Below are 18,689 nucleotides of genomic sequence, written 5' to 3'. Positions count from 1 at the left end.
AACGACCTAATGGGGTTTTTATGGAATTGCGTCACCTGCGCTACTTCATCGCCGTCGCCGAAGAACTGCATTTCGGCCGCGCAGCACAGGTGCTGGGCATCTCCCAGCCACCGCTTAGCCAGCAGATTCAGGCGCTTGAGCAAGAGGTCGGTGCACGTCTGTTTGAACGGACCAATCGTCGGGTCGAGCTGAGTGAGGCCGGCAGATTGTTTTTGGAAGAGGCGCGGCTGGTGCTGGCGCAAGTCGACAAAGCGGCGGATGTCGCCCGTCGTGCGCAACTCGGCGAACTCGGTGAACTGAAGATCGGCTTCACCTCATCGGCGCCGTTCAACTCGACCATTCCGCAGGCGATCTTTTCATTTCGCCAGCGGTTTGCAGCGGTGCATCTGCATTTGCGTGAGATGAGTAGCACCCAGGTTGCCGAGGCGCTGGTCGACGAATCAATTGAAGTCGGCATCATGCGCCCGCTGGGTTTGCCGGATTCATTGAGCGTTGTGGAATTGATGCGCGAGCCGCTGGTCGCCGTGCTCAGTTCCAAGCATCCGTTGGCGCAGGGCAGCGAGGAGGGGTTGTTTCTCTCGGCGCTGGCGCTGGAGCCTTTCGTGTTCTTCCCGCGCAGTTATGGCAGCGGTCTCTACGCACAACTGCTCAGCCTGGCGCGCGACGCCGGTTTCAGCCCGCATTTCGCCCAAGAGGCCGGCGAAGCCATGACCATCATCGGCCTGGTGGCGGCGGGGTTGGGCGTGTCGGTGTTGCCGGCGTCCTACCAGCGGATGCGCATCGACGGCGTGGTCTACCGGCCGCTGCTCGACCCCGCAGCGGTGTCGGCCGTATGGCTTGTGCAGCGCAAGGATCAGAAATCGCCGATGGCCAAGGCGTTTGTCGACCTGCTTACAAGTAAGGTCGAGCCTCTGAAAACCTGAAGTCAAAAGATCGCAGCCTTCAAGGCAACCGCACCAAATCCCCCTTCAACGCCACCCGCGTGACAAAAATCCCCGCTCGACACTCGTAAGTATTCAAATCCTTGCGCACATGCTGGTCGTAATAACTGACGATATTGGTCACCGCATTCGCCCCGACCCGTTTGGCCTCGGCCTGCAACTTGATCAGGTTTGACTGCAGCACCCACTCGCACGAGAACTGATCACTCTTGTTGAACCCGTTGGTACTCAGATCACTGACCACGCCCCGCCTTAGCAACTGTTGAGTTCCCAGCGGCCCATTGCCAACCAGATAAAACTTCACACTGCCATCCAGCCGCCCGGCACGAAGCGCATCCGAGAGCACGGTCTCGAACGGCATGTACATCAGATTGGTGGCGTGGCTGGCGCTGGGGAGCAGGCAGAAGAGCGTTGCGGCGATCAGGGCTTTCACTTGCATGGTCATCTCCTTGACGGTGAAAGAGAGCAGCGAGTGTTTGATCGACTGGGGCTCGCCGTTCTGGCAGGTGTGGTGCGGTTGCCTGCTTGAACGAGTGTAGATGGGCAAAATAAAAAGGGCGCCGAAAGGCGCCCTTTGTCGTTTCTACAGTTCCATCAATCCACGTGCGCCAAATCCCCACGCAACGCCACACTCGACACGACCAGCCCGGCGCGGCACTGGAATTTTTCGGTGTCTTTGTAGAGGTCGCGCTGGTCGACACTGGCGATGTTGATCACGGCGTTGGCGTCGGCCTTTTTGGCGGCGTTCTGCAGGGTTGCGAGGGCTGATTGCAGGGCCCAGAAGCAGGCGTCTTCGTCGGACTTGTTCGAGCCGTTGGTCTTGCGGCTGCTGCTGACGGTGTCGAGTTTGCGTACCTGTTTTGGCAGGGTTTCGCCGGCCAGGTAGAACTTGACGCTGCCGTCGAGCAGGCCGGCGTCGGTGGCGCGTTTGACGCCTTCGCGGAAGCTGAGGTAGGTCGGCTCGTCGGCGCCTTGCTTGATGATGCCAAGGCTGTTGACGGCTTCGATGTCCGGGTTGATCGACAGCTCTTTGAGGACGTTGTCGCGCAGACGGTTGACCCAGCGGTTGTAGTTGCCGTGGATCTTGCCGTCCTTGGCATTCAGGCCGTAGCTGCTGCGGTAGTCGATTTCGAACGAAGTCGGGGTGAACGGGATGTCGACTTCGGCATGATGACGACCACGCACGGTGATCGCGGCTTTGATCATGCCCGGACGCACCGATTGCACGACCCATTGGCGATCATTGAGCGCAGTGACGATGGCGCGGCTCATCTGTGATTCGGTGAAGCCCAGGTTGCTGGAGAACTCTTCCTTGGCGTTGTACACCGGTTTGCTGGTGCAACCGCCGAGTACAAAAGCCAGGGCCAGCAGGGCGGCGATGCGGTGAAACTGAGTCATTCCCTTCACTCCAAACGTGTAGCGGTCAGTGCCAGCGGCGGAAAATCAACGAGGTGTTGACGCCACCAAAAGCGAAATTGTTGTTCATCACGTATTCGTTGTTCATCTGGCGGAATTCACCGCGCAGGTAGTCGAGCTTGCCGCAGTGCGGATCGACCTCATCGAGGTTGAACGTATGCACGTACAGGTCGCGGTTGAGCATTTCGATGCTGAACCACGACTCCAGCGCTCCGCAGGCCCCCAGCGTATGGCCGAGGAAACTCTTCTGCGAGCTGATCGGCATGCGTTCACCGAATAAGCTGCTGGTCGCCAGTGTTTCGGCAATATCGCCCTGTTCTGTAGCGGTGCCGTGGCCATTGACGTAACCGATCGCATCCGGTGTGAGCCCGGCGTCTTCGAGCGCCAGTTCCATCGCACGGCGCATGGTGGTTTGTTCCGGGCGTGTGGTGTGCTGGCCGTCGGCGTTGCTGCCGAAACCGACGATCTCGGCGTGGATATGTGCACCGCGAGCAAGGGCGTGTTCCAGCTCTTCGAGCACCAGCATGCCGCCACCTTCACCGATCACCAGACCATCGCGGCCCTTGTCGTACGGACGTGGGCTGGATTGCGGCTCGTCGTTTTTCAGGCTGGTGGCGTAGAGCGCGTCGAACACCATCGCTTCGGTCGGGCAGAGTTCTTCGGCGCCGCCGGCGAGCATCAGCGGCAGGCGTCCGAACTTGATTGCCTCGTAGGCATAACCGATGCCCTGACTGCCGCTGGTGCAGGCGCTGGACGTCGGAATCAGACGCCCGGTGAGGCCGAAGAAGATGCTGATATTCGCCGCTGTGGTGTGCGGCATCATGCGCACGTAGGAGTTGGCATTCAGACCCTCGGCCACCGAGTTGAGCAGCATGTTGCCGAACGCCTTGATCTCGTCGGTGCTGCCGGTGGACGACCCGCAGGCCACGCCCATGCGCCCGTCCTTGATCGATGCGTCGCCGAGCAGGCCGGCGTCGGCCAGGGCTTGTTCCGCTGCACCGACAGCCAGACGCGAAACCCGACCCATGCTGCGCAGTTGCTTGCGGGTCCAGTGCGCCGGGACGACGAAATCATCGATGGGGCCGGCGAGACGCGTGTTCAGTTCGCTGAAGCGATCCCACTCGTCCATCCGGCGGATGCCGCTGCGGTTGGCCGCGAAGTTGCCAGCGATGGTCTGCCAGTCGCTGCCCAGCGAGGTGATGCCGGCCATGCCGGTAACAACGACGCGCTTCATCAGCACAAGCCTCCGTTGACCGCCAGGACCTGGCGGGTGATGTACGAAGCTTCCGCCGACATCAGGAAATTCACCGCACTGGCCACCTCCTCAGGGGTGCCCATGCGTTGCGCGGGGATCATTTTCATCAATTCTTCCACCGGCACGTTTTCGTCGAGCATCGCTGTGTCGATCAGGCCTGGCGCGACGCAGTTAACGGTGATTTTGCGCTTGCCCAGTTCGATCGCCAACGCTTTTGCGGCGCCGATGACACCGGCCTTGGAGGCGCTGTAGTTGACCTGGCCACGGTTGCCGATCAATCCCGACACCGAAGTGATGCAAACGATGCGACCAGCGGCGCGGCGACGGATCATCGGCATCATCACCGGGTGCAGGACGTTGTAGAAACCGTCGAGGTTGGTGCGCAGCACCACGTCCCAATCGTCGTCGCTCAGGGCTGGGAAGGCACCGTCGCGGGTCAGCCCGGCATTGAGCACTACACCGTAATAGGCACCGTGGGTTTCAACGTCGGCTTCGAGAATGGTTTTGCAGGTTTCACGGTCGGCGACATCGAACTGCAGGATGCGCGCGTTGCGACCCAGCGCTTGAATTTCAGCCTGCACTGCCTGGGCTTCGGCGACGCCGCTGCGGCAATGCAGGACGATGTCGTGCCCGGCCTGCGCCAGACGCAAGGCAATGGCGCGGCCGATGCCCCGGCTGGAGCCGGTGACCAGTACGGATTCAGTCATCGTTCGACTCCTGTGTCTGTTGCAGATATTGGGACGGTTGCGGCGGGCGGAACACATTCAGTCGGGCGCTGGCCTGGATGCCGGGCGCAGTGATGTGGCATTCGAACACGCCCATGCCGTTGTCATCTTCCAGCGAGCGGATGCCGTGGACGGTCAACTCGCTGCCGGCCGGAAACGCTTCGACGTTGCACTCGAACTTGCGTGTGCCGAGCAGGAAACCCAGTTCCACCGGGTTGCCTTTGCGCCGTGCATGACAACCGGCGAACGCGGCGACGCTTTGTGCCATCAGCTCGACGCCGACCCACGCCGGCAGACTGCCGTCGGGCAGGCTGAACAGGCCGTCAGGCTTGACCGTGAGGCAGGTGTAAATCTGTTCTTCGTCGAAGCGGATGATCTTGTCGATCAGGATCATGTCGCCTGCGTGAGGCAGCAGTTCGGCGAGCGGCCAGTCAGTCATGGGGCGTCTCCGATAATCAGGCTGACGTTGTTGCCCCCGAAGGCAAACGAGTTGCTCATCAGGTAGCGGGGTGCAATGGACGTCAGGGGTTCACTTGCGGTCACCCACTTGAGCGCTGGCAGGTCGGGATCGGGTTGGCCGTCCCAGACGTGCGGCGGTAGCGCGTGGCCTGGGTTGTCAGCGCTCAGGCTCAGCCAGCAGAACGCCGCTTCCAGCGCGCCGGCAGCACCGAGCGTGTGACCGGTCATTGGTTTGGTCGACGAGCACGCCACGCCGTCGGGGAACAGCGTGGCAACCGCCAGGCTTTCCATAGCGTCGTTGTGTTGGGTTGCGGTGCCGTGCAGGTTCAGATAGTTGATTTGCCCGGGCTGCAATTGCGCGCGACTCAAGGCTTTTTGCATCGCTTGCAGCGCGCCGCGCCCGCTCGGTTCCGGCGCCGAGATATGGTGCGCATCGGAACTGGCGCCAGCGCCGAGCAGGGCGATGGCCGGACCCTTCCCGCGTTGCTTGCTCATCACGAACAGCACCGCGGCTTCGCCGATGTTGATGCCGTTGCGATTGGCCGAGAACGGATTGCAGCGCTCATCGGATACCGCTTCCAGCGATGAAAAACCGTTGAGGGTCAGTTTGCACAGGCTATCGACGCCGCCGCAGAGCACTGCATCGCACAGCCCGAGGTCGAGCAGGCGCTGCGCACTCATCAGGGCGCGTGCGCTGGAAGTGCACGCGGTGGAAATCACGTAGGCCGGACCGCTCAGTTGTAGCCAGTCGGCAAGAAAATTCGCCGGGGCGCCGAGTTCCTGTTGCCGATAGTCGTATCCGCTCGGGAACTGCTGTTCACGAAGGAAATGCGCCAGACCACGACTGGCTTCGTCAATGCCCGAGGTGCTGGTGCCGAGTACCACGCCGATGCGCTCGCGGCCATAAGTCTCAATGGCTCGGTCGATGTCGTTGCGGATCTGTAACGCGGCTTCCAGCAAAAGCTGATTGTTGCGGCTGCGCTGGTCGGCGAGTTCTGGCGCAATCGCTGCCAGCTCACCGTGCACGGCGGCCACCGGCAACTCACGCTCCGGCACCCAGCCGGATTCGCGTCGCATGCCGGAGCAGTCGCCAGCGAACAGGTTGTGCGCAACTTCATGCTTGTCGCGGCCCAGTGCGCAGATTACGCCGAGGGCATTCAAGTAGGCGGTCATGGCGTCGGTTCACCGAGGGGGGAGACGCGGTAGTGCGGGCCTTGAGGCAGTTTCAATTCGAAGCTCAACGGTTGTGAGTAGCGGATATTCCAGCGCGCAGGCAGGGAGCGTTGCTCGCCCTGTTGCTGCGCGGCGGGGTAGTTTCGCAGGAGTTCGCCGGACGGGGTCAGGGCGAACAGCAACGCGGCGAACAACTCCCGGGCTTCGGGATTGGGCGGCAGCAGGCCATCGGCCTGCCAGCGCCCGTCGATCAGTTGCTGACGTGCCTGGGGAATGCCCAGCGGGTCCATCATCGACCAGCGGATGCCGGAACCTTCACGCTGGATCACCAGCAGCCAGTCCTGGCGTTGCTCGGCGAGGTTGCGTTCGATGTGCAGTTGCAGGGGCAGCGGTAGAGTCGGATTGCCCGTTGGTAGTGGTGCGTGGCTAGCGCAACCACTCAACAGGGCAAATATCACCCATATCAGCCAAACCACAAACCCTGTGGGAGCGAGCCTGCTCGCGAATGCGTCGGCACATCCAGAATCGAGGCAAGCTGACCCACCGCTTTCGCGAGCAGGCTCGCTCCCACAGGTTATGTGGCGCATCAGATCTCACCTTCCAGCGGCTTGCGCGCAACCACGTTCACCAGCGTCTCTTCCCGCTGCCCGAACGGTTTGGGCTTGAGCAGTCCAAAACGCTCCAGCAAACCGAAATCCTTCGACCGGCTCCACCACAAATACGGGTACGAAACATTGCGCTCGCCAAACTCAAAACCCTGCTCGCGAATCATCCCCAGATACTGCGCGGCGCTTTTCTGCACGTGCATTGGATGGCGGAACAGCCAGCGAATCACCCAGGTATCGATGTAAGCCTCGGTCGATTCGGCAAACAGCAGATAACCGCCAGGCTTGAGCACCCGATAAAACTCGGCCAAGGCCTTTTCCTGCTCGACCAGATGATGAAAGGTCTGGTGGCAGAACAGCAGATCGACACTGGCGTCCGCCACGTTGAGCGTTGCGCAATCGCTGCCGATCAGCTCGACTTGCAATCCCTGACGCGCCGCTTCTTCGGCGCTCAATTCAAGGCTGTGCGGATCGGCATCGATGCCGATCAAACGTTGAGGTGCAAAGGTCTGGCGCAAATGGCCGAACGATTTGCCCTGACCGCAACCGGCATCGAGCAGCACCGGGTTTGCCGGCGGTGCTTCGCTGAACAGCCCACGCAGATCGTTGATTGCCACGCGCAATACGTGATGCTGCCAGGTGTGGCTGCGCAGGAACCAGAAACCGAAGCGGGTTTCCTCGACGTAGCTGTCGCTCAGGTAATTCATGGGGCGTCCTTTGCACAAAGTTCGGAAATCATCTTCAACCGGCGCCGAGCTTCGCTGACGAACGGGTTGCGTTCATCCCAGGCATAACCGGCGAGAATCGAGCAGATCATCCGGCGAATGTCGGCCTGGCTCTGTTCATAAAAAATCACATCCTGGAAGGTCCCGGCGTACCAGCCCTCGACATAGCAGCGGAAGGTGTCGACGCCGCGTTTGAGCGTCTCGGCAAACTCGCTTTGCCAATCCACCGTTTCGCCCTGCAACTGACGATGCAACACCGCCGCCGCCATGCTCGCCGAACGCATGGCGATGGTTACGCCGGAGGAGAACACCGGATCGAGAAATTCCGCCGCGTTGCCGAGTAACGCAAAGCCCGGGCCGTGCAGGGTTTTGACGTTGGCTGCGTAGCCGCCGAGGGTGCGCGCCGGGGTATCCCACACGGCGTTGTTGAGCACGCCGGCCAGACTTGGCGTTTCGGCGATGAAACCGCGCAGACAGGCGTCAAGATCGGTATCGCGACCTTCGAAGTGTTCGGCAGCGGCGACCACGCCGACCGAGCAGCGACCATTGCTGAACGGGATGGTCCAGAACCAGATATCGCGATGCTGCGGATGTGTGGTGACGAGGATTTTTTCGCGGTCGAACGCCGGGTTGTCGATGTGATCTTCGACGTGAGTGAACACCGCCTGGCGCACCGGGAAATTCGACGGGGCCTCCAGATCCAGCAAGCGTGAAAGCACGCGACCGTAACCGCTGGCATCCAGCACGAAATCCGCTTCGACGCGGTATTCGCTGCCGTCTTCGCGGCGCACATCCAACTGCGGTTTTGCCCGGTCGAAATCGACGCTGACGATGGCATCGCCATAGCGAATCTCGGCGCCTTGCAGCGCGGCTTGATCGGCCAGCAGTTTGTCGAAGTCGGCGCGCTGCACCTGGAACGTGGTCGGCTTGCCGTTGGTGAATGTGTCGCCAAAATCAAACGCGCTGTAGCGCTCGCCCCAGGCAAACGCAGCGCCGGTCTTGCGCTGGAACCCGGCGGCGTTGACGGCGTCGAGCATGCCGGCTTCTTCGACGAAGTCCAGGCAATGGCTGAGCAGGCTTTCGCCGATGGAAAACCTTGGGAAGTGCTGACGCTCGATCACCAGCACGTCGTGCCCTTTGCGCTTTAGCAGAGCGGCGGCGATGGCGCCCGAGGGGCCTGCGCCGATGATCACGACCTGACGCGATTCCATTTCAACGATTGGCACGTGAGCTCCGGGGCAGTGGATTGTTCAAATTCAATGGGGCGCGATGCAGGCCGATTAGGGCTGGCAGCAACGTCGCGATCAGGCCCATCAGCATCAGCGCTAAGTACAGCGCCGGGGTGATGAGCTGTTGTTGCAACAGCAAGTTGAGAAAGACGATTTCGCTCAGGCCGCGAATGTTCAGCAGCACGCTTTCCCGCCAGCGACTGGCACCCTCGAACGAGGCACCGGCCCAGCCGAGGCCAAGCCAGTTGCCAAGCAGTTTACTGGCAATCGGCACCAGCAGCAGTGCCGCCCATTGCAGCGCGCCAAGGCTGGCGAGGGCGGCGTGTACGTCGATCTGCACGATGCCGAACGTGAGGATCAACGGGATCGCGATCCACGTCTGCAAACGGCTCATCCAGCGCGCCGGCAACGGCAGCACCAGCGGTATTTTCAGCGTGGCCATACACAACAGGTAACCGATGCCGAAAATCAGCGCGTTGAGTTTGTAGTGCTCGGCCAGCACCAATAACGCGAAGAAGCCGAGGCTATAAGTCAGCGGTCGCTGCACACCGAACAGACGCAGCAGCAAGGGCACGCACGCCAGCCCCAGCGGCAGCAACAGACTGCTCAGGTGCAAACTGCCTTGGGCGAGGCCGAACAGGGTCCAGCAGGTCAGATCGATCAGGATCGCGGTTTGCACCAGCCGTCGTGTGGCGGCGGGCGGGTAGTCGATGTGGCGCAGATACAGATACAGCACCGGAATGGCCGTGATGGCGAACACCAGACCGATGGCCAACGAGTTGAGCCACGGTTGCGCCGGCAGCAGCCAATAGGCTGTCGCCAGGCCACAGGCGAACGGCACGGCGAAACTCGGTACGGCGATTTTCACGCTCTGGCGATCCAGACGCAGGTCGATCACATCGCTGAGGATGTGCCCGAGCAACAGGGCAAAACTCAGGCTGTAGAGGTCTTTCAGCCACGTCGGCGCAATCAGTTCGGCGCCGCTGAGCTGCCAGCCCGGTTCGATCCAGAAATACATCAGCAGCGGCAAACCGAAACTCGCCAACAGCAACTGGCTGACAATCGGAATCAGGCCGAAGTGGCGACCGACGCGGGTCGCGACAAAGAACAGCGCCAGGGCCAGCAGCCAGAATCCGACGACCATCATGCTGCCGGCTCCGCGACTGTTGCGGTGTGAGGGTGACGCCCGGCCCACGGTGCAAGCATGAAGCTGAAGGCCAGACCGAGGCTGACCGATAAACCGAAGTTGCTCACTGCTGGCGTGCTCGATACCGCCAGCAAACCGAATGACAGCCACGTCGTCACGGCCGCCAGCAACGTGCCGAGCAGACTCACCGCCGCGCCGCCGACTTGCTCACGCATGAGAATCGCGTAATCGACGCTTATCGCTGTCACCAGCAACAGGCCGAACAGGCTGAACAATGTCAGCGGCTGGCCGAGCCAACCGAGGCTGGCCAGGCTGCACAGCGCTGCCAGCAACGGCAGCGTAACGATGCGCAGGGCGCCGCCGAGACCAAACGGCAGGATCAACACCAGCACGATCAACACGCAGGAGGCGAGTTTCAGTTCTGCCGCGCTGATCTGCGTGGCGGCGAAAACACTGTTCAATTCCCCGAGGCGATCCACCAGCACCACCCCCGGTAAATCCAGCGCCTGCACCCGCAGCAGCGAAGAATTGTTCAGGCCTTGCAGACTGGTGATCGCCGCCACGCCCTCTTCGGTCGGGCCGAGCCACAGCGTGCGGTAGGGCTCGCCGAGCGGACCGACCAGCGCGGCGTCGATGTCCTCAAAGGACAATCTTTGCAACTGCTGCAACTCGTTTTGCAGGGCCGTTACCGGCACGCCGAGATCGAGCAGCGGCTGCCAGAACTGTGGAAGCTTGTTCAGCGCTTGGCGCACTTGCTCTTGTTGACTTGGCGGGCTGACCAGTTGATCGAGCGCCAGAAAACCTTGCAGTTTGTCGAGGTTGACCAGTTGCTCCAGACGTTCGCTCAGTGCCGCTTGTCGTGCGAGCAGTTCTTGCTGATTGGCCGCGCGCACCAGGAAGAATTGGCTGGTCGGCTGATACCCGGTGATGCGTGCGATGGTCTGCGCTTCGTCGGTCAGTTGCTGTGGCGCGCCGACCCATTGGCGGATGTCGTTTTTGCTTTGCAGTTGCACGAGACCGCCGACACAGAAGGCGATCAACAGCACCAGCAGTATTGGCGTGCAGATGCGCTCCAGCAGTTTTTCCCGCAGGTTTATTAGCCGTTTGGCCAGATGCAGCGGCCATTGCGCCGGGCGCAGTTCGACATTCTTCAACAGCGCCGGCAGCAGGCACACCGCCGACAGATAGGCGCCAAGCAAGCCGGCGGCGGAGAACACGGCGATTTGCGTCAGCGCCGGGAAGGGCGTCCACGCCAGTGCCAGATAACCGATGGCGCTGGTGATCAGGCTCAGCGTCAGCCCGGGCAGGGTCAGGCGCAAGGCGGGCCAACTGCGCCACGGTTTCAGGCTCCAGCTCTTCGACAGATAGTGCAGCGGGTAATCCACCGCCACGCCGATCAGGCTGGAACCGAGTACCAATGTCATCACGTGCATATGGCCGAACAGCGCCACACACGCCACGGCACCGAACAACATGCCCACCAGCACCGGCACAAATGCCAACAACACGCGCCAGCGACGGAACGCCAAAAGCAGCAACAGCAGAATCCCGACTGTGGCGCCGCCGCCCACCCAGGTCATCTCGCGAGTGGCCTGTTGCTGACCACTGGCCGCGTACAGCAGACCGCTCGCGGCCAGAAGCTGCACGTCGGATTGCGCGGCCTGATCACGACTGTGCTTAAGCAGATCGGCCACTTGCAGCGGCAGGTTCATGTCGAAAGCATTGCCGGTGGTGCGTGCGCGCAACAGCACCCAGCTCTTGCCGTCGGCATCGGCGACCAACGCACCGCTGCCGATGTCCAGCTGCACCGCGCCGTGTTGCGGCTGGCTGTTCTGGATGCGTGCAGTCAGGCCCAGCCAGTCGTCCTGACTCGGCACCAGACTGAAACCGCTGAACGGGTCGAACAGTGCCTGCACCCGTTGCTGAATGAAGGCGTCGGGATGTTCGATCAGGAGTTGCCGATCATTCGCCGAGAGCATCGCCAGCCGCCCTTGCAGCAATTGCGTGCGCAAGGCCGGGAGGTCTGCTTGCAGGTTCCACTGCACTTTTTCGAACAGTCCGCTGGCTTGCCATTGCTCGCCCAGCGTTTGCGCCATGGCCACTGCTTGCTGGCGATCGGCGTGACCGACCAGCACCAGCATTTCGCGGTTGAGAGGCTCCTGCATGCGTTGTTCGGCGCGCAGTTCGAGGGCGTCGGGGTCAGTGCCCGGCACCAGTTCCATCAGGTTGGCGGACAACGGCGCACCGTCACGCCACTGCCAACCGGCCAGCGCGACCACCGCCAGCAGCAGAATCAGGAACAGCCAGGGCAGCTTGCGTTCACTCGGCAAAGTCATGTTGCTCCGCGTCGCTCAACGGTTGGCCGGCGGTGCTGTCCTGCATGCGCAGCACGGTGCTGTCGCCTTGGGTTTCCAGCAGTTCGATGGTTTGCACCAGTTCGCCGCCGTCAATGTTGATCTGGCTGAACACTTGCTTGAGCAACAGCGAACGTGGGGTCAGGGTGAGTTTCCACCGTTGCGCGTCGCCACTGAGCGCCAGTTCGAAGTCGCGTTGCAGGCCGCTGCTGTCACCTTGCAGCACAGCGAGGAACAAGCGGTTCTGCTCGGCCCCGGCGCTCTTGTTCGGCAGCAGTTGCCAGCCGTTGCCGTCACGCCGGGCAATGCCTTTGGCGCTGATGCGGTAATCCTGTTGCAGCGGGGTTTTCAGCAGCCAGAGCAGGCCCTGGTTTTTTGCGAGGACGAAACTGCCCTTGCTGATCAGCGGCTGGGGCAGGGCGCGCAGGTGTTTTTCCTGGACGAACTGGCCGTGGATCACGTCCGGCTTGGCCAGTTGTGCGCTCAGTTGTTGCAGGTCAAAGGCGTGGGCCAGTGACGACACGGTCAGCAGCACCAGCGCGCCAAGACTTCTGAAAAACAGGTTCATCGCAGCATCCTTTCCACGGCATCAGTGAAGACTTTTGGTGAAGCCAGTTGCATCTCGCGGCTGCTCACTTCGACTGCCACTTGCACGGAGCTTGCGCGAGTCAGGCGTTCGCCGCTTTGCAGGTCGGTGATCAGATAGTTGATCTTCAGACGGTTTTCCCACTCGACCAGGCTGGCGCGCACGTTCAGCTTCTGACCGAACACCGCGCCACGCACGTAGCGCAGCTGCAGATCGATGATCGGCCAGGCGTAACCGGATTCGACCATGTGCGTGTAGTTGTGGCCAATCTTGTCGAGCAACGCACAGCGCGCTACTTCGAGGTATTTGACGTAATGGCCGTGCCAGACCACGTGCATGGTGTCGACGTCGAAGAACGGGACGAGGATTTCCGTATCGGCGTGCAGTACTCCGGCGCTACGCATGCAGCCTCCAGTGTTGCGCAGCGATGCGTTGCAGGCACAGGCGCAGTTCGCCTTCCAGTGCGCAGTCTTCGATGACCGGCGGGAAGTCCTTGGCAAGTTCTTCGTGCATGGCGGCCAGCGCAGGCGGCAGCGCTCGGGCGTCTTCGGCTTGCGCGCGCAGCCATACGCCTTGGTTCGCAGCGAGGAGCGTAGCGGCGGCGACCTGTTCGGTCAGCTCCAGCACGCGGATCGCATCACGGGCAGCGATGGTGCCCATGCTCACCTTGTCCTGGTTGTGGCACTCGGTGGAGCGCGAGAAGACGCTGGCCGGCATGGTGTTTTTCAACGCCTCGGCGGTCCAGGCGCTGGTGCCGATCTGCACAGCCTTGAAGCCGTGGTTGAGCATCGCCCGATCCGCCGTGGCGCCGGACAGATTGCTCGGCAAACCGTGGTTGTAACGTTCATCGACCAGCAGCGCGAATTGACGGTCGAGCAGGTCGGCGACGTTGGCCACGAGGTTTTTCAGGCTGTCCATGGCGAACGCGATGTGCCCGCCGTAGAAGTGCCCGCCGTGCAGCACACGCTCGGCTTCGGCGTCGATGATCGGGTTGTCGTTGGCGCTGTTGAGTTCGATCTCGATGAACGAGCGCAGCCAGTTCAGGCTGTCGGCCAACACGCCGAGGACATGCGGAGCACAGCGCAGCGAGTAGCGATCCTGCAAACGGTGCAGCGGCGCAGTCGGCGCGTCGATCGCCAGATCCTTGCGCAGCCACGCGGCCACTTGCATCTGCCCCGGATGCGGTTTGGCGGCGAACAGGCGTTCGTCGAAATGCTCCGGATTGCCTTGCAGCGCCACGACGTTCAGCGCGGTGATGCGGGTAGCCAGTTGCAACAGGTAATCGGCGCGGGCGTAGGCGAGACAGGCGAGGCCGGTCATCACGGCGGTGCCGTTCATCAGTGCCAACGCTTCTTTGGGGCGCAACACCAACGGCGTCCAGCCGAGTTCGCGATGGACGTCGGCCGCTTGACGGCGCTCGCCACGGAACATCACTTCACGCTCACCGGACAGGGTTGCCGCGACGTAGGACAGCGGCGTCAGATCGCCGCTGGCGCCAACCGAGCCTTCTTCGGGAATCAGCGGCAGGATGTCGTATTCGAGGAAGGCTTGCAGGCGCTCGAGCAGTTCAATGCGCACCCCGGAAACGCCGTGGCACAGCGACTGCAAACGCGCCGCCAGCACTGCGCGGGTGGCTTGGGCGTCGAGCAGTTTGCCCAACCCGCAACCGTGGAAAGTGTAGAGATGACGCGGCAGCGCCTCGACGTGATGCAGCGGCACCGCGACCACGCAGGAATCACCGTAACCGGTGGTCACGCCGTAGATCACGCCTTCCTTGTCCAGCAGCGAATCGAGGAACCGTGCGCCCTTGGCGATCCGCTCGCGGTAATCGGCGTCGCTCTGCAACTGTACGGGCGCCTGACGGTTGGCCAGGGCCAGCACGTCTTCGATGCGCAGAGGGCGTTCGCCGAAGGTTACCGGCTCATGGGTTGGCGTCGTCATCGGTCTTCCAGAAAGGGTAAAAGTTGAACCATTGCTGCGGAGCTTCAAGGCAATAGTGACTCAGGCGCTGCGCGTAGCGGGTGGCCCACTGATGAATGACCTGCTCGCGCTCGCTGCGCTTCCACACTACGGCGTCGGCGAAGGGTTCGAGGGTCAGGCGATAATGGCCGTCGGGTTGCTTGAGGCACATCAGCAGATTGACCGGGCATTTGAGGAGCCCGGCCAGCAGCCATGGGCCTTGCGGGAATGGTGCCGGATGGCCGAGGAAGTCCACGGTCACGCTACGGCCGCCGTGCAGCGGCACACGGTCGCCGGCAATCGCCAGCCACTCGCCGCGCTCCAGGCGTTCGTGCAGTTGCAGCATGATCACCGGGTCGAGTTCGCTGACCTGGATCAGGCGCAGATTGGTCGCCCCGGCTTCCCCCAGCAAGCGGTTGAACTGCTCGGCGTGCTTGGTGTGCACCAACACGTTCATCGTGACCTTTTCGCCGATCTCCGCCAGCGCCCGGCACACTTCGAGATTGCCCAGGTGTGCGCCGACCAGCAATTGCCCGCGACTGCCGCGCAACTGAGTGCGCAGCAGCGCCGGGTCGATGATTTCGATTTGCTCGATGCGCAGCTTGCCGTTCCACACGTCGAGCTTGTCGAGTAGCGAGTCGGCGAACGCCATGAACTGGCCGAACACCCGCCAATGGCTTGGGCGCAAGTCTTCGCGTTGGCTCCAGTCGGCCAGGTGCTGCTGGTATTGCCGGGCGCTGTGTCGGGCCGTGCGGCCGAACAGGAAAAAGTACAGGACGATGCCGTATAACAACGGGCTCAGCAGGCGGCGACCAAGCACCTTGGCGGCGAGCGCGGTGAATTTCATCAGCAGGAAACTGCCGCGTTCCTCGCGGTCGGCCCAGTGCTTCTTTTCGGTATCGACGGTCATGTCCGCCACCGTCGCCAGAGGATGAGCGGAAAGCGCAGCAACATGCCGAAGAACAGCCGCGTGTGCATGCTCGAAATCAGCACGTTGTCATGGAACAGCCGGAAGTGCGAGACGCCATCCAGCGGGTAATGCACGCTGGTTTCCAGCCAGCGCATCGGCTGATTGCGCCACGCCAGGCGCACCAGAATGTCCGAGTCGAAATCCATGCGTTTGCCGACCCTGGCCGAGTCGATCACCGCCAGCGTCGCTGCAACCGGATAGACGCGAAAGCCACACATCGAATCGCGGATCTGCAGCGACAGTGTGTTGATCCAGACCATCACGTGGGTCAGGTAGCGCGCGTACAAGCGGCCCTTGGGCACGCTTTCGTCGAACAGCGGATAGCCGCAGATCATCGCTTGCGGATGTGCGCGGGACTCCTCAACGAAGCGGGCAACGTCGTGCAGATCGTGCTGACCGTCAGCGTCGACCTGTAGCGCGTGGCTGAAACCCAGGCGCGAGGCTTCGCGCAGGCCGGTCATCACCGCGCCGCCCTTGCCCTGATTGATGGTTAGCCGCACCAGATGGACGTTGTCGCGCTCGGCCAGCACGTCCAGCACCCGCGCGCAGGACTGCTTGCTGGCGTCGTCCACCAGCAGGCACGGTAGACCTTGGGCGAGCAGGGCGTCGACAACGGTGGTGATTGCGGTTTCGTGGTTGTAGACCGGGATCACGGCGCAGGGGTTATGCATTGCCAGTCTCCAGAAGGATGCGGCCACTGGAGCAGGTCGCCATGTCATTGCGATAAGCGAAATACAATTTGCCGCGTTCGGGATCGAAGCGCAGGTGCAGCTGGATTTCATCGCCGGGACGCACCAGTTGCTGGAATTTCAGCACTTCCATGCCAGCGAAGGCACCGCTCAGGTTGAGCAGTTGCCGAGCGAGGTTCAGTGCCCATTCCACTTGCACCACGCCGGGTAACACGGGGGCTTTGGGGAAGTGGCCGCTGAAGTACGCCAGATCCGGCGGCACGCTCAGTTGCAGGCTCCATTCGCCGTCCGTTTCGGTTTGCTCCAGCACCTCGGGGGCTTTCGGTCGAGGGCCGAGCAGCAGCGCCTCGATATCCGCCTGCGGCAGTTTGCCCTGGCTGTTAAGCGGCATTTGCCGCAGCAATCGCCAGCGACGCGGCAGGGCCAAAGCTTCGCAGTGCTCTTTCAAGTGCTGGCGCAGGGCTTCGGTCAGGCTACGTCGACCGTGTTCGCGCAGAGCAAACAGGCCGGACTCGCTGAGCACCAGCAAGGCGCCGAGGGACGCACGATTTTCCTGAACAACGCCCAAGCGCGCTTCGGCAACCCAGTCGTGGGCGACCAGGGCTTGCTCAAGCATCGGCAAGGAAATGCGTTTTTCTTCGAGTTTGACGATTCGGTCCAGTCGACCCAGCAGTTCGAAACGGCCATCGGCGGCAATGCGTGCTGCATCGGCGGTGTGTTCGACATGCCCGGCAGGCAGGTACGGTGAGGCGATCAGCAGTGCACCGTCGTTGTCCTGACTCAATTCGACACCGGCGAACGGCTGCCATAGCTGCTCACCCTGGCGCCAGGCGATGCCGCCAGTTTCCGAGCTGCCGAGGATTTCAGTCGGCCACTGTTGCAAGCGTTGCTGCAGGCTTTGAGCCGCGTCTACAGGCAGTGCGCCACCCGAGGAAAACACCCGGCGCACAGCGCTCAGGGCCAGCCAGTCGAGGTTGTCGCCCATGCGCTTGAGCAGCGCCGGGCTGGCAACCCAGGCGAAGGCTGGATACTCGCGGCTGGCGCGTTGCAGGTCTTCGGGGAATGCCAGTTGTTTGCGCACGAACGTTCGCCCGGCGCACAGCGGCCACAGCACGCGAAACAGCAAACCGTAGATGTGCTGGGTGGCGACGCTGCCGATGATGCATGCCTCGGCGAGATCCGCGCCCCACAGCTGTTCCAGCGCCTCGACCTCATTGGCCAACTGGCGCAGGGTCTTGTCGATGCGCTTGGGCTCGCCGCTGGAGCCGGAAGTGCACAAGCTCAAGCGACACTGATCCAGATCCAGCTCGGCGCCGGGAAGTGGCGGCTGATGGAATTGAGCTAAACCACTGTCGCCGGTTTGATCGGTCAGCCACAGATCCACTTCGCCGGACCAGCGTTGGCGGGTTTGCGCTTGCAAGTCCGAGGGCAACAATACGCTGACGCCAGCGCGCCAGGCACCGAGCAGGGCGATGGCCAGGTCGGCGGCATCTTCCAGATGTACGGCCAAACGCTGCACGCCTTGGGCTTGCAGGCCGGCAGCCACGCTCAACGCCTGCTCGCACAGCTGTGCGTGATCCAATGCCGGGGCCTGGCTGATCGCCCGCGCCGGCAACGCCTTGAGCAACAGTTGCTCAAGTTTTATCCAGTTCATGTACGGCCTCTTACCCGTTGTCGTATCAGCCATTCAATGGCAAACATCAGGCCGATCAATCCGTAGGAGATCAGGCCGGTGTACAACATCCACCAACTCAGCGGCGCCCACAGGGTCAGGAGCGCGGCGCACAAACCGTTGCAGAAGAAAAACACGCTCCAGGCCACCGTGACCTTGCGCGTGTAGACAATTGCGTTGGCCGGCAACTGCGGTTCACGCAGCCGCGCCAGGCGTTCGACCATCGGCGGGCCGTATTTCAGGCTCAGGCTGAACAGCACCAGCATGAAACCGCTGATCAGCACCGGATACCAGCGCAGCAAAAGCGGGCTGTCGAACAGCGCCAGCAACAGGCAAAACATGATCGCCACGCAGGCCATCCACAGACTGCCGGGTTTGCGTTCGCCGACCAGTGCTCGCGCCAGCCACAGGCTGCCCAACAGCAGGCCGAACTGCCACGGGGCAAAGTGCTCCATGCCGAAATACACCGCAAAGGGATACAGCAGACCGGCCAGCAACAGGCCGAGGCCGATCAGTCGGCTCATGCGGCCGGGTGAACCAGACGGTAGACCGCCTCGACCACGTCACCGACAGTGCGCACTGATTTGAATTCTTCGGCGGCGATCTTCTTGCCGGTCTGGCGCTTGATGTGGTCGATCAGATCGACCGCGTCGATGCTGTCGATCTCCAGATCCTGATACAGGTTGGAATCCAGGCTTACACGGGAGGGATCCAGTTCGAACAGCTCGACCAGGGCATCACGCAGGGTGTTGAAAATATCGTCACGAGTTTGCATGGTCCGGTC

At 62.1% G+C, this 18,689-nt stretch carries 20 protein-coding genes; 1 reads left to right on the top strand and 19 read right to left on the bottom strand.

Features of this window, described 5'->3' with window-relative positions; translation table 11 throughout:
* Positions 1-20: 20 nt before the first annotated feature.
* Positions 21-923, top strand: a complete 903-nt coding sequence (locus JJD74_RS11535) for a LysR family transcriptional regulator (protein WP_200613900.1) — start codon at positions 21-23, stop codon at positions 921-923.
* A gap of 19 nt (positions 924-942) precedes the next feature.
* On the opposite strand, the gene JJD74_RS11530 is transcribed toward JJD74_RS11535, so the two are convergent.
* The 19 genes from JJD74_RS11530 to JJD74_RS11440 all read right to left on the bottom strand — a co-directional run bounded on the left by JJD74_RS11530 (position 943) and on the right by JJD74_RS11440 (position 18,680).
* Positions 943-1,380, bottom strand: coding sequence for a hypothetical protein (locus JJD74_RS11530; protein WP_042557275.1), 438 nt, complete (start codon positions 1,378-1,380; stop codon positions 943-945).
* 155 nt (positions 1,381-1,535) lie between these two features.
* Positions 1,536-2,339 (bottom strand): hypothetical protein, encoded by an 804-nt coding sequence (locus tag JJD74_RS11525; RefSeq protein WP_042557276.1) that lies wholly within the window; start codon positions 2,337-2,339, stop codon positions 1,536-1,538.
* A 25-nt stretch (positions 2,340-2,364) separates the two neighbouring features.
* The gene (locus JJD74_RS11520; protein WP_200613897.1) at positions 2,365-3,591 is read right to left on the bottom strand and encodes a beta-ketoacyl-ACP synthase; all 1,227 of its coding nucleotides are present in this window, start codon (positions 3,589-3,591) and stop codon (positions 2,365-2,367) included.
* Positions 3,591-4,319 carry a 3-ketoacyl-ACP reductase FabG2 gene (locus JJD74_RS11515; RefSeq protein ID WP_047299408.1) on the bottom strand — a complete coding sequence of 243 codons (729 nt, stop codon included), beginning with the start codon at positions 4,317-4,319 and terminating at the stop codon, positions 3,591-3,593. Before JJD74_RS11515 ends, JJD74_RS11520 begins: the two co-directional genes overlap by 1 nt.
* Positions 4,312-4,776: a hotdog family protein gene (locus JJD74_RS11510; RefSeq protein ID WP_042557279.1), complete on the bottom strand. Its 465-nt coding sequence runs from the start codon at positions 4,774-4,776 to the stop codon at positions 4,312-4,314. Before JJD74_RS11510 ends, JJD74_RS11515 begins: the two co-directional genes overlap by 8 nt.
* Complete coding sequence (locus JJD74_RS11505) at positions 4,773-5,969, bottom strand: beta-ketoacyl-[acyl-carrier-protein] synthase family protein (protein ID WP_200613895.1); 1,197 nt, start codon at positions 5,967-5,969, stop codon at positions 4,773-4,775. The genes JJD74_RS11510 and JJD74_RS11505 overlap by 4 nt, the downstream gene beginning before the upstream one ends.
* Positions 5,966-6,556 carry a hypothetical protein gene (locus JJD74_RS11500; RefSeq protein WP_200613892.1) on the bottom strand — a complete coding sequence of 197 codons (591 nt, stop codon included), beginning with the start codon at positions 6,554-6,556 and terminating at the stop codon, positions 5,966-5,968. Before JJD74_RS11500 ends, JJD74_RS11505 begins: the two co-directional genes overlap by 4 nt.
* Positions 6,556-7,281, bottom strand: coding sequence for a class I SAM-dependent methyltransferase (locus JJD74_RS11495; RefSeq protein ID WP_042557282.1), 726 nt, complete (start codon positions 7,279-7,281; stop codon positions 6,556-6,558). Before JJD74_RS11495 ends, JJD74_RS11500 begins: the two co-directional genes overlap by 1 nt.
* A complete protein-coding gene (locus JJD74_RS11490; protein WP_200613889.1) occupies positions 7,278-8,525 on the bottom strand; it encodes an NAD(P)/FAD-dependent oxidoreductase in 1,248 nt (415 codons plus the stop codon). The genes JJD74_RS11495 and JJD74_RS11490 overlap by 4 nt, the downstream gene beginning before the upstream one ends.
* Entirely contained in the window at positions 8,512-9,675 is a 1,164-nt protein-coding gene (locus JJD74_RS11485; protein ID WP_200613886.1) for a sodium:proton antiporter, read from the bottom strand. The genes JJD74_RS11490 and JJD74_RS11485 overlap by 14 nt, the downstream gene beginning before the upstream one ends.
* Entirely contained in the window at positions 9,672-12,011 is a 2,340-nt protein-coding gene (locus JJD74_RS11480) for an MMPL family transporter (RefSeq protein WP_200613884.1), read from the bottom strand. Before JJD74_RS11480 ends, JJD74_RS11485 begins: the two co-directional genes overlap by 4 nt.
* Complete coding sequence (locus tag JJD74_RS11475) at positions 11,995-12,597, bottom strand: outer membrane lipoprotein carrier protein LolA (protein WP_200613881.1); 603 nt, start codon at positions 12,595-12,597, stop codon at positions 11,995-11,997. Before JJD74_RS11475 ends, JJD74_RS11480 begins: the two co-directional genes overlap by 17 nt.
* Positions 12,594-13,019, bottom strand: coding sequence for an acyl-CoA thioesterase (locus JJD74_RS11470; RefSeq protein ID WP_095187415.1), 426 nt, complete (start codon positions 13,017-13,019; stop codon positions 12,594-12,596). The genes JJD74_RS11475 and JJD74_RS11470 overlap by 4 nt, the downstream gene beginning before the upstream one ends.
* A complete protein-coding gene (locus JJD74_RS11465; RefSeq protein WP_200613879.1) occupies positions 13,012-14,556 on the bottom strand; it encodes an HAL/PAL/TAL family ammonia-lyase in 1,545 nt (514 codons plus the stop codon). Before JJD74_RS11465 ends, JJD74_RS11470 begins: the two co-directional genes overlap by 8 nt.
* Positions 14,537-15,484: an LpxL/LpxP family acyltransferase gene (locus JJD74_RS11460; protein WP_042557289.1), complete on the bottom strand. Its 948-nt coding sequence runs from the start codon at positions 15,482-15,484 to the stop codon at positions 14,537-14,539. Before JJD74_RS11460 ends, JJD74_RS11465 begins: the two co-directional genes overlap by 20 nt.
* On the bottom strand, positions 15,481-16,215 hold the full coding sequence (locus tag JJD74_RS11455) for a glycosyltransferase family 2 protein (protein WP_200613877.1): 735 nt from the start codon (positions 16,213-16,215) through the stop codon (positions 15,481-15,483). Before JJD74_RS11455 ends, JJD74_RS11460 begins: the two co-directional genes overlap by 4 nt.
* Positions 16,208-17,887 carry an acyl-CoA synthetase family protein gene (locus tag JJD74_RS11450; protein ID WP_200613875.1) on the bottom strand — a complete coding sequence of 560 codons (1,680 nt, stop codon included), beginning with the start codon at positions 17,885-17,887 and terminating at the stop codon, positions 16,208-16,210. Before JJD74_RS11450 ends, JJD74_RS11455 begins: the two co-directional genes overlap by 8 nt.
* Positions 17,884-18,429: a hypothetical protein gene (locus tag JJD74_RS11445; protein ID WP_200613873.1), complete on the bottom strand. Its 546-nt coding sequence runs from the start codon at positions 18,427-18,429 to the stop codon at positions 17,884-17,886. The genes JJD74_RS11450 and JJD74_RS11445 overlap by 4 nt, the downstream gene beginning before the upstream one ends.
* Positions 18,426-18,680, bottom strand: coding sequence for an acyl carrier protein (locus tag JJD74_RS11440; RefSeq protein WP_042557293.1), 255 nt, complete (start codon positions 18,678-18,680; stop codon positions 18,426-18,428). The genes JJD74_RS11445 and JJD74_RS11440 overlap by 4 nt, the downstream gene beginning before the upstream one ends.
* Positions 18,681-18,689 lie beyond the last annotated feature (9 nt).

The sequence above is a fragment of the Pseudomonas sp. MF6776 genome, assembly GCF_016613125.1.
Taxonomy (GTDB): domain Bacteria; phylum Pseudomonadota; class Gammaproteobacteria; order Pseudomonadales; family Pseudomonadaceae; genus Aquipseudomonas; species Aquipseudomonas iridis.
This window is presented reverse-complemented; position numbering and strand designations above follow the sequence as displayed.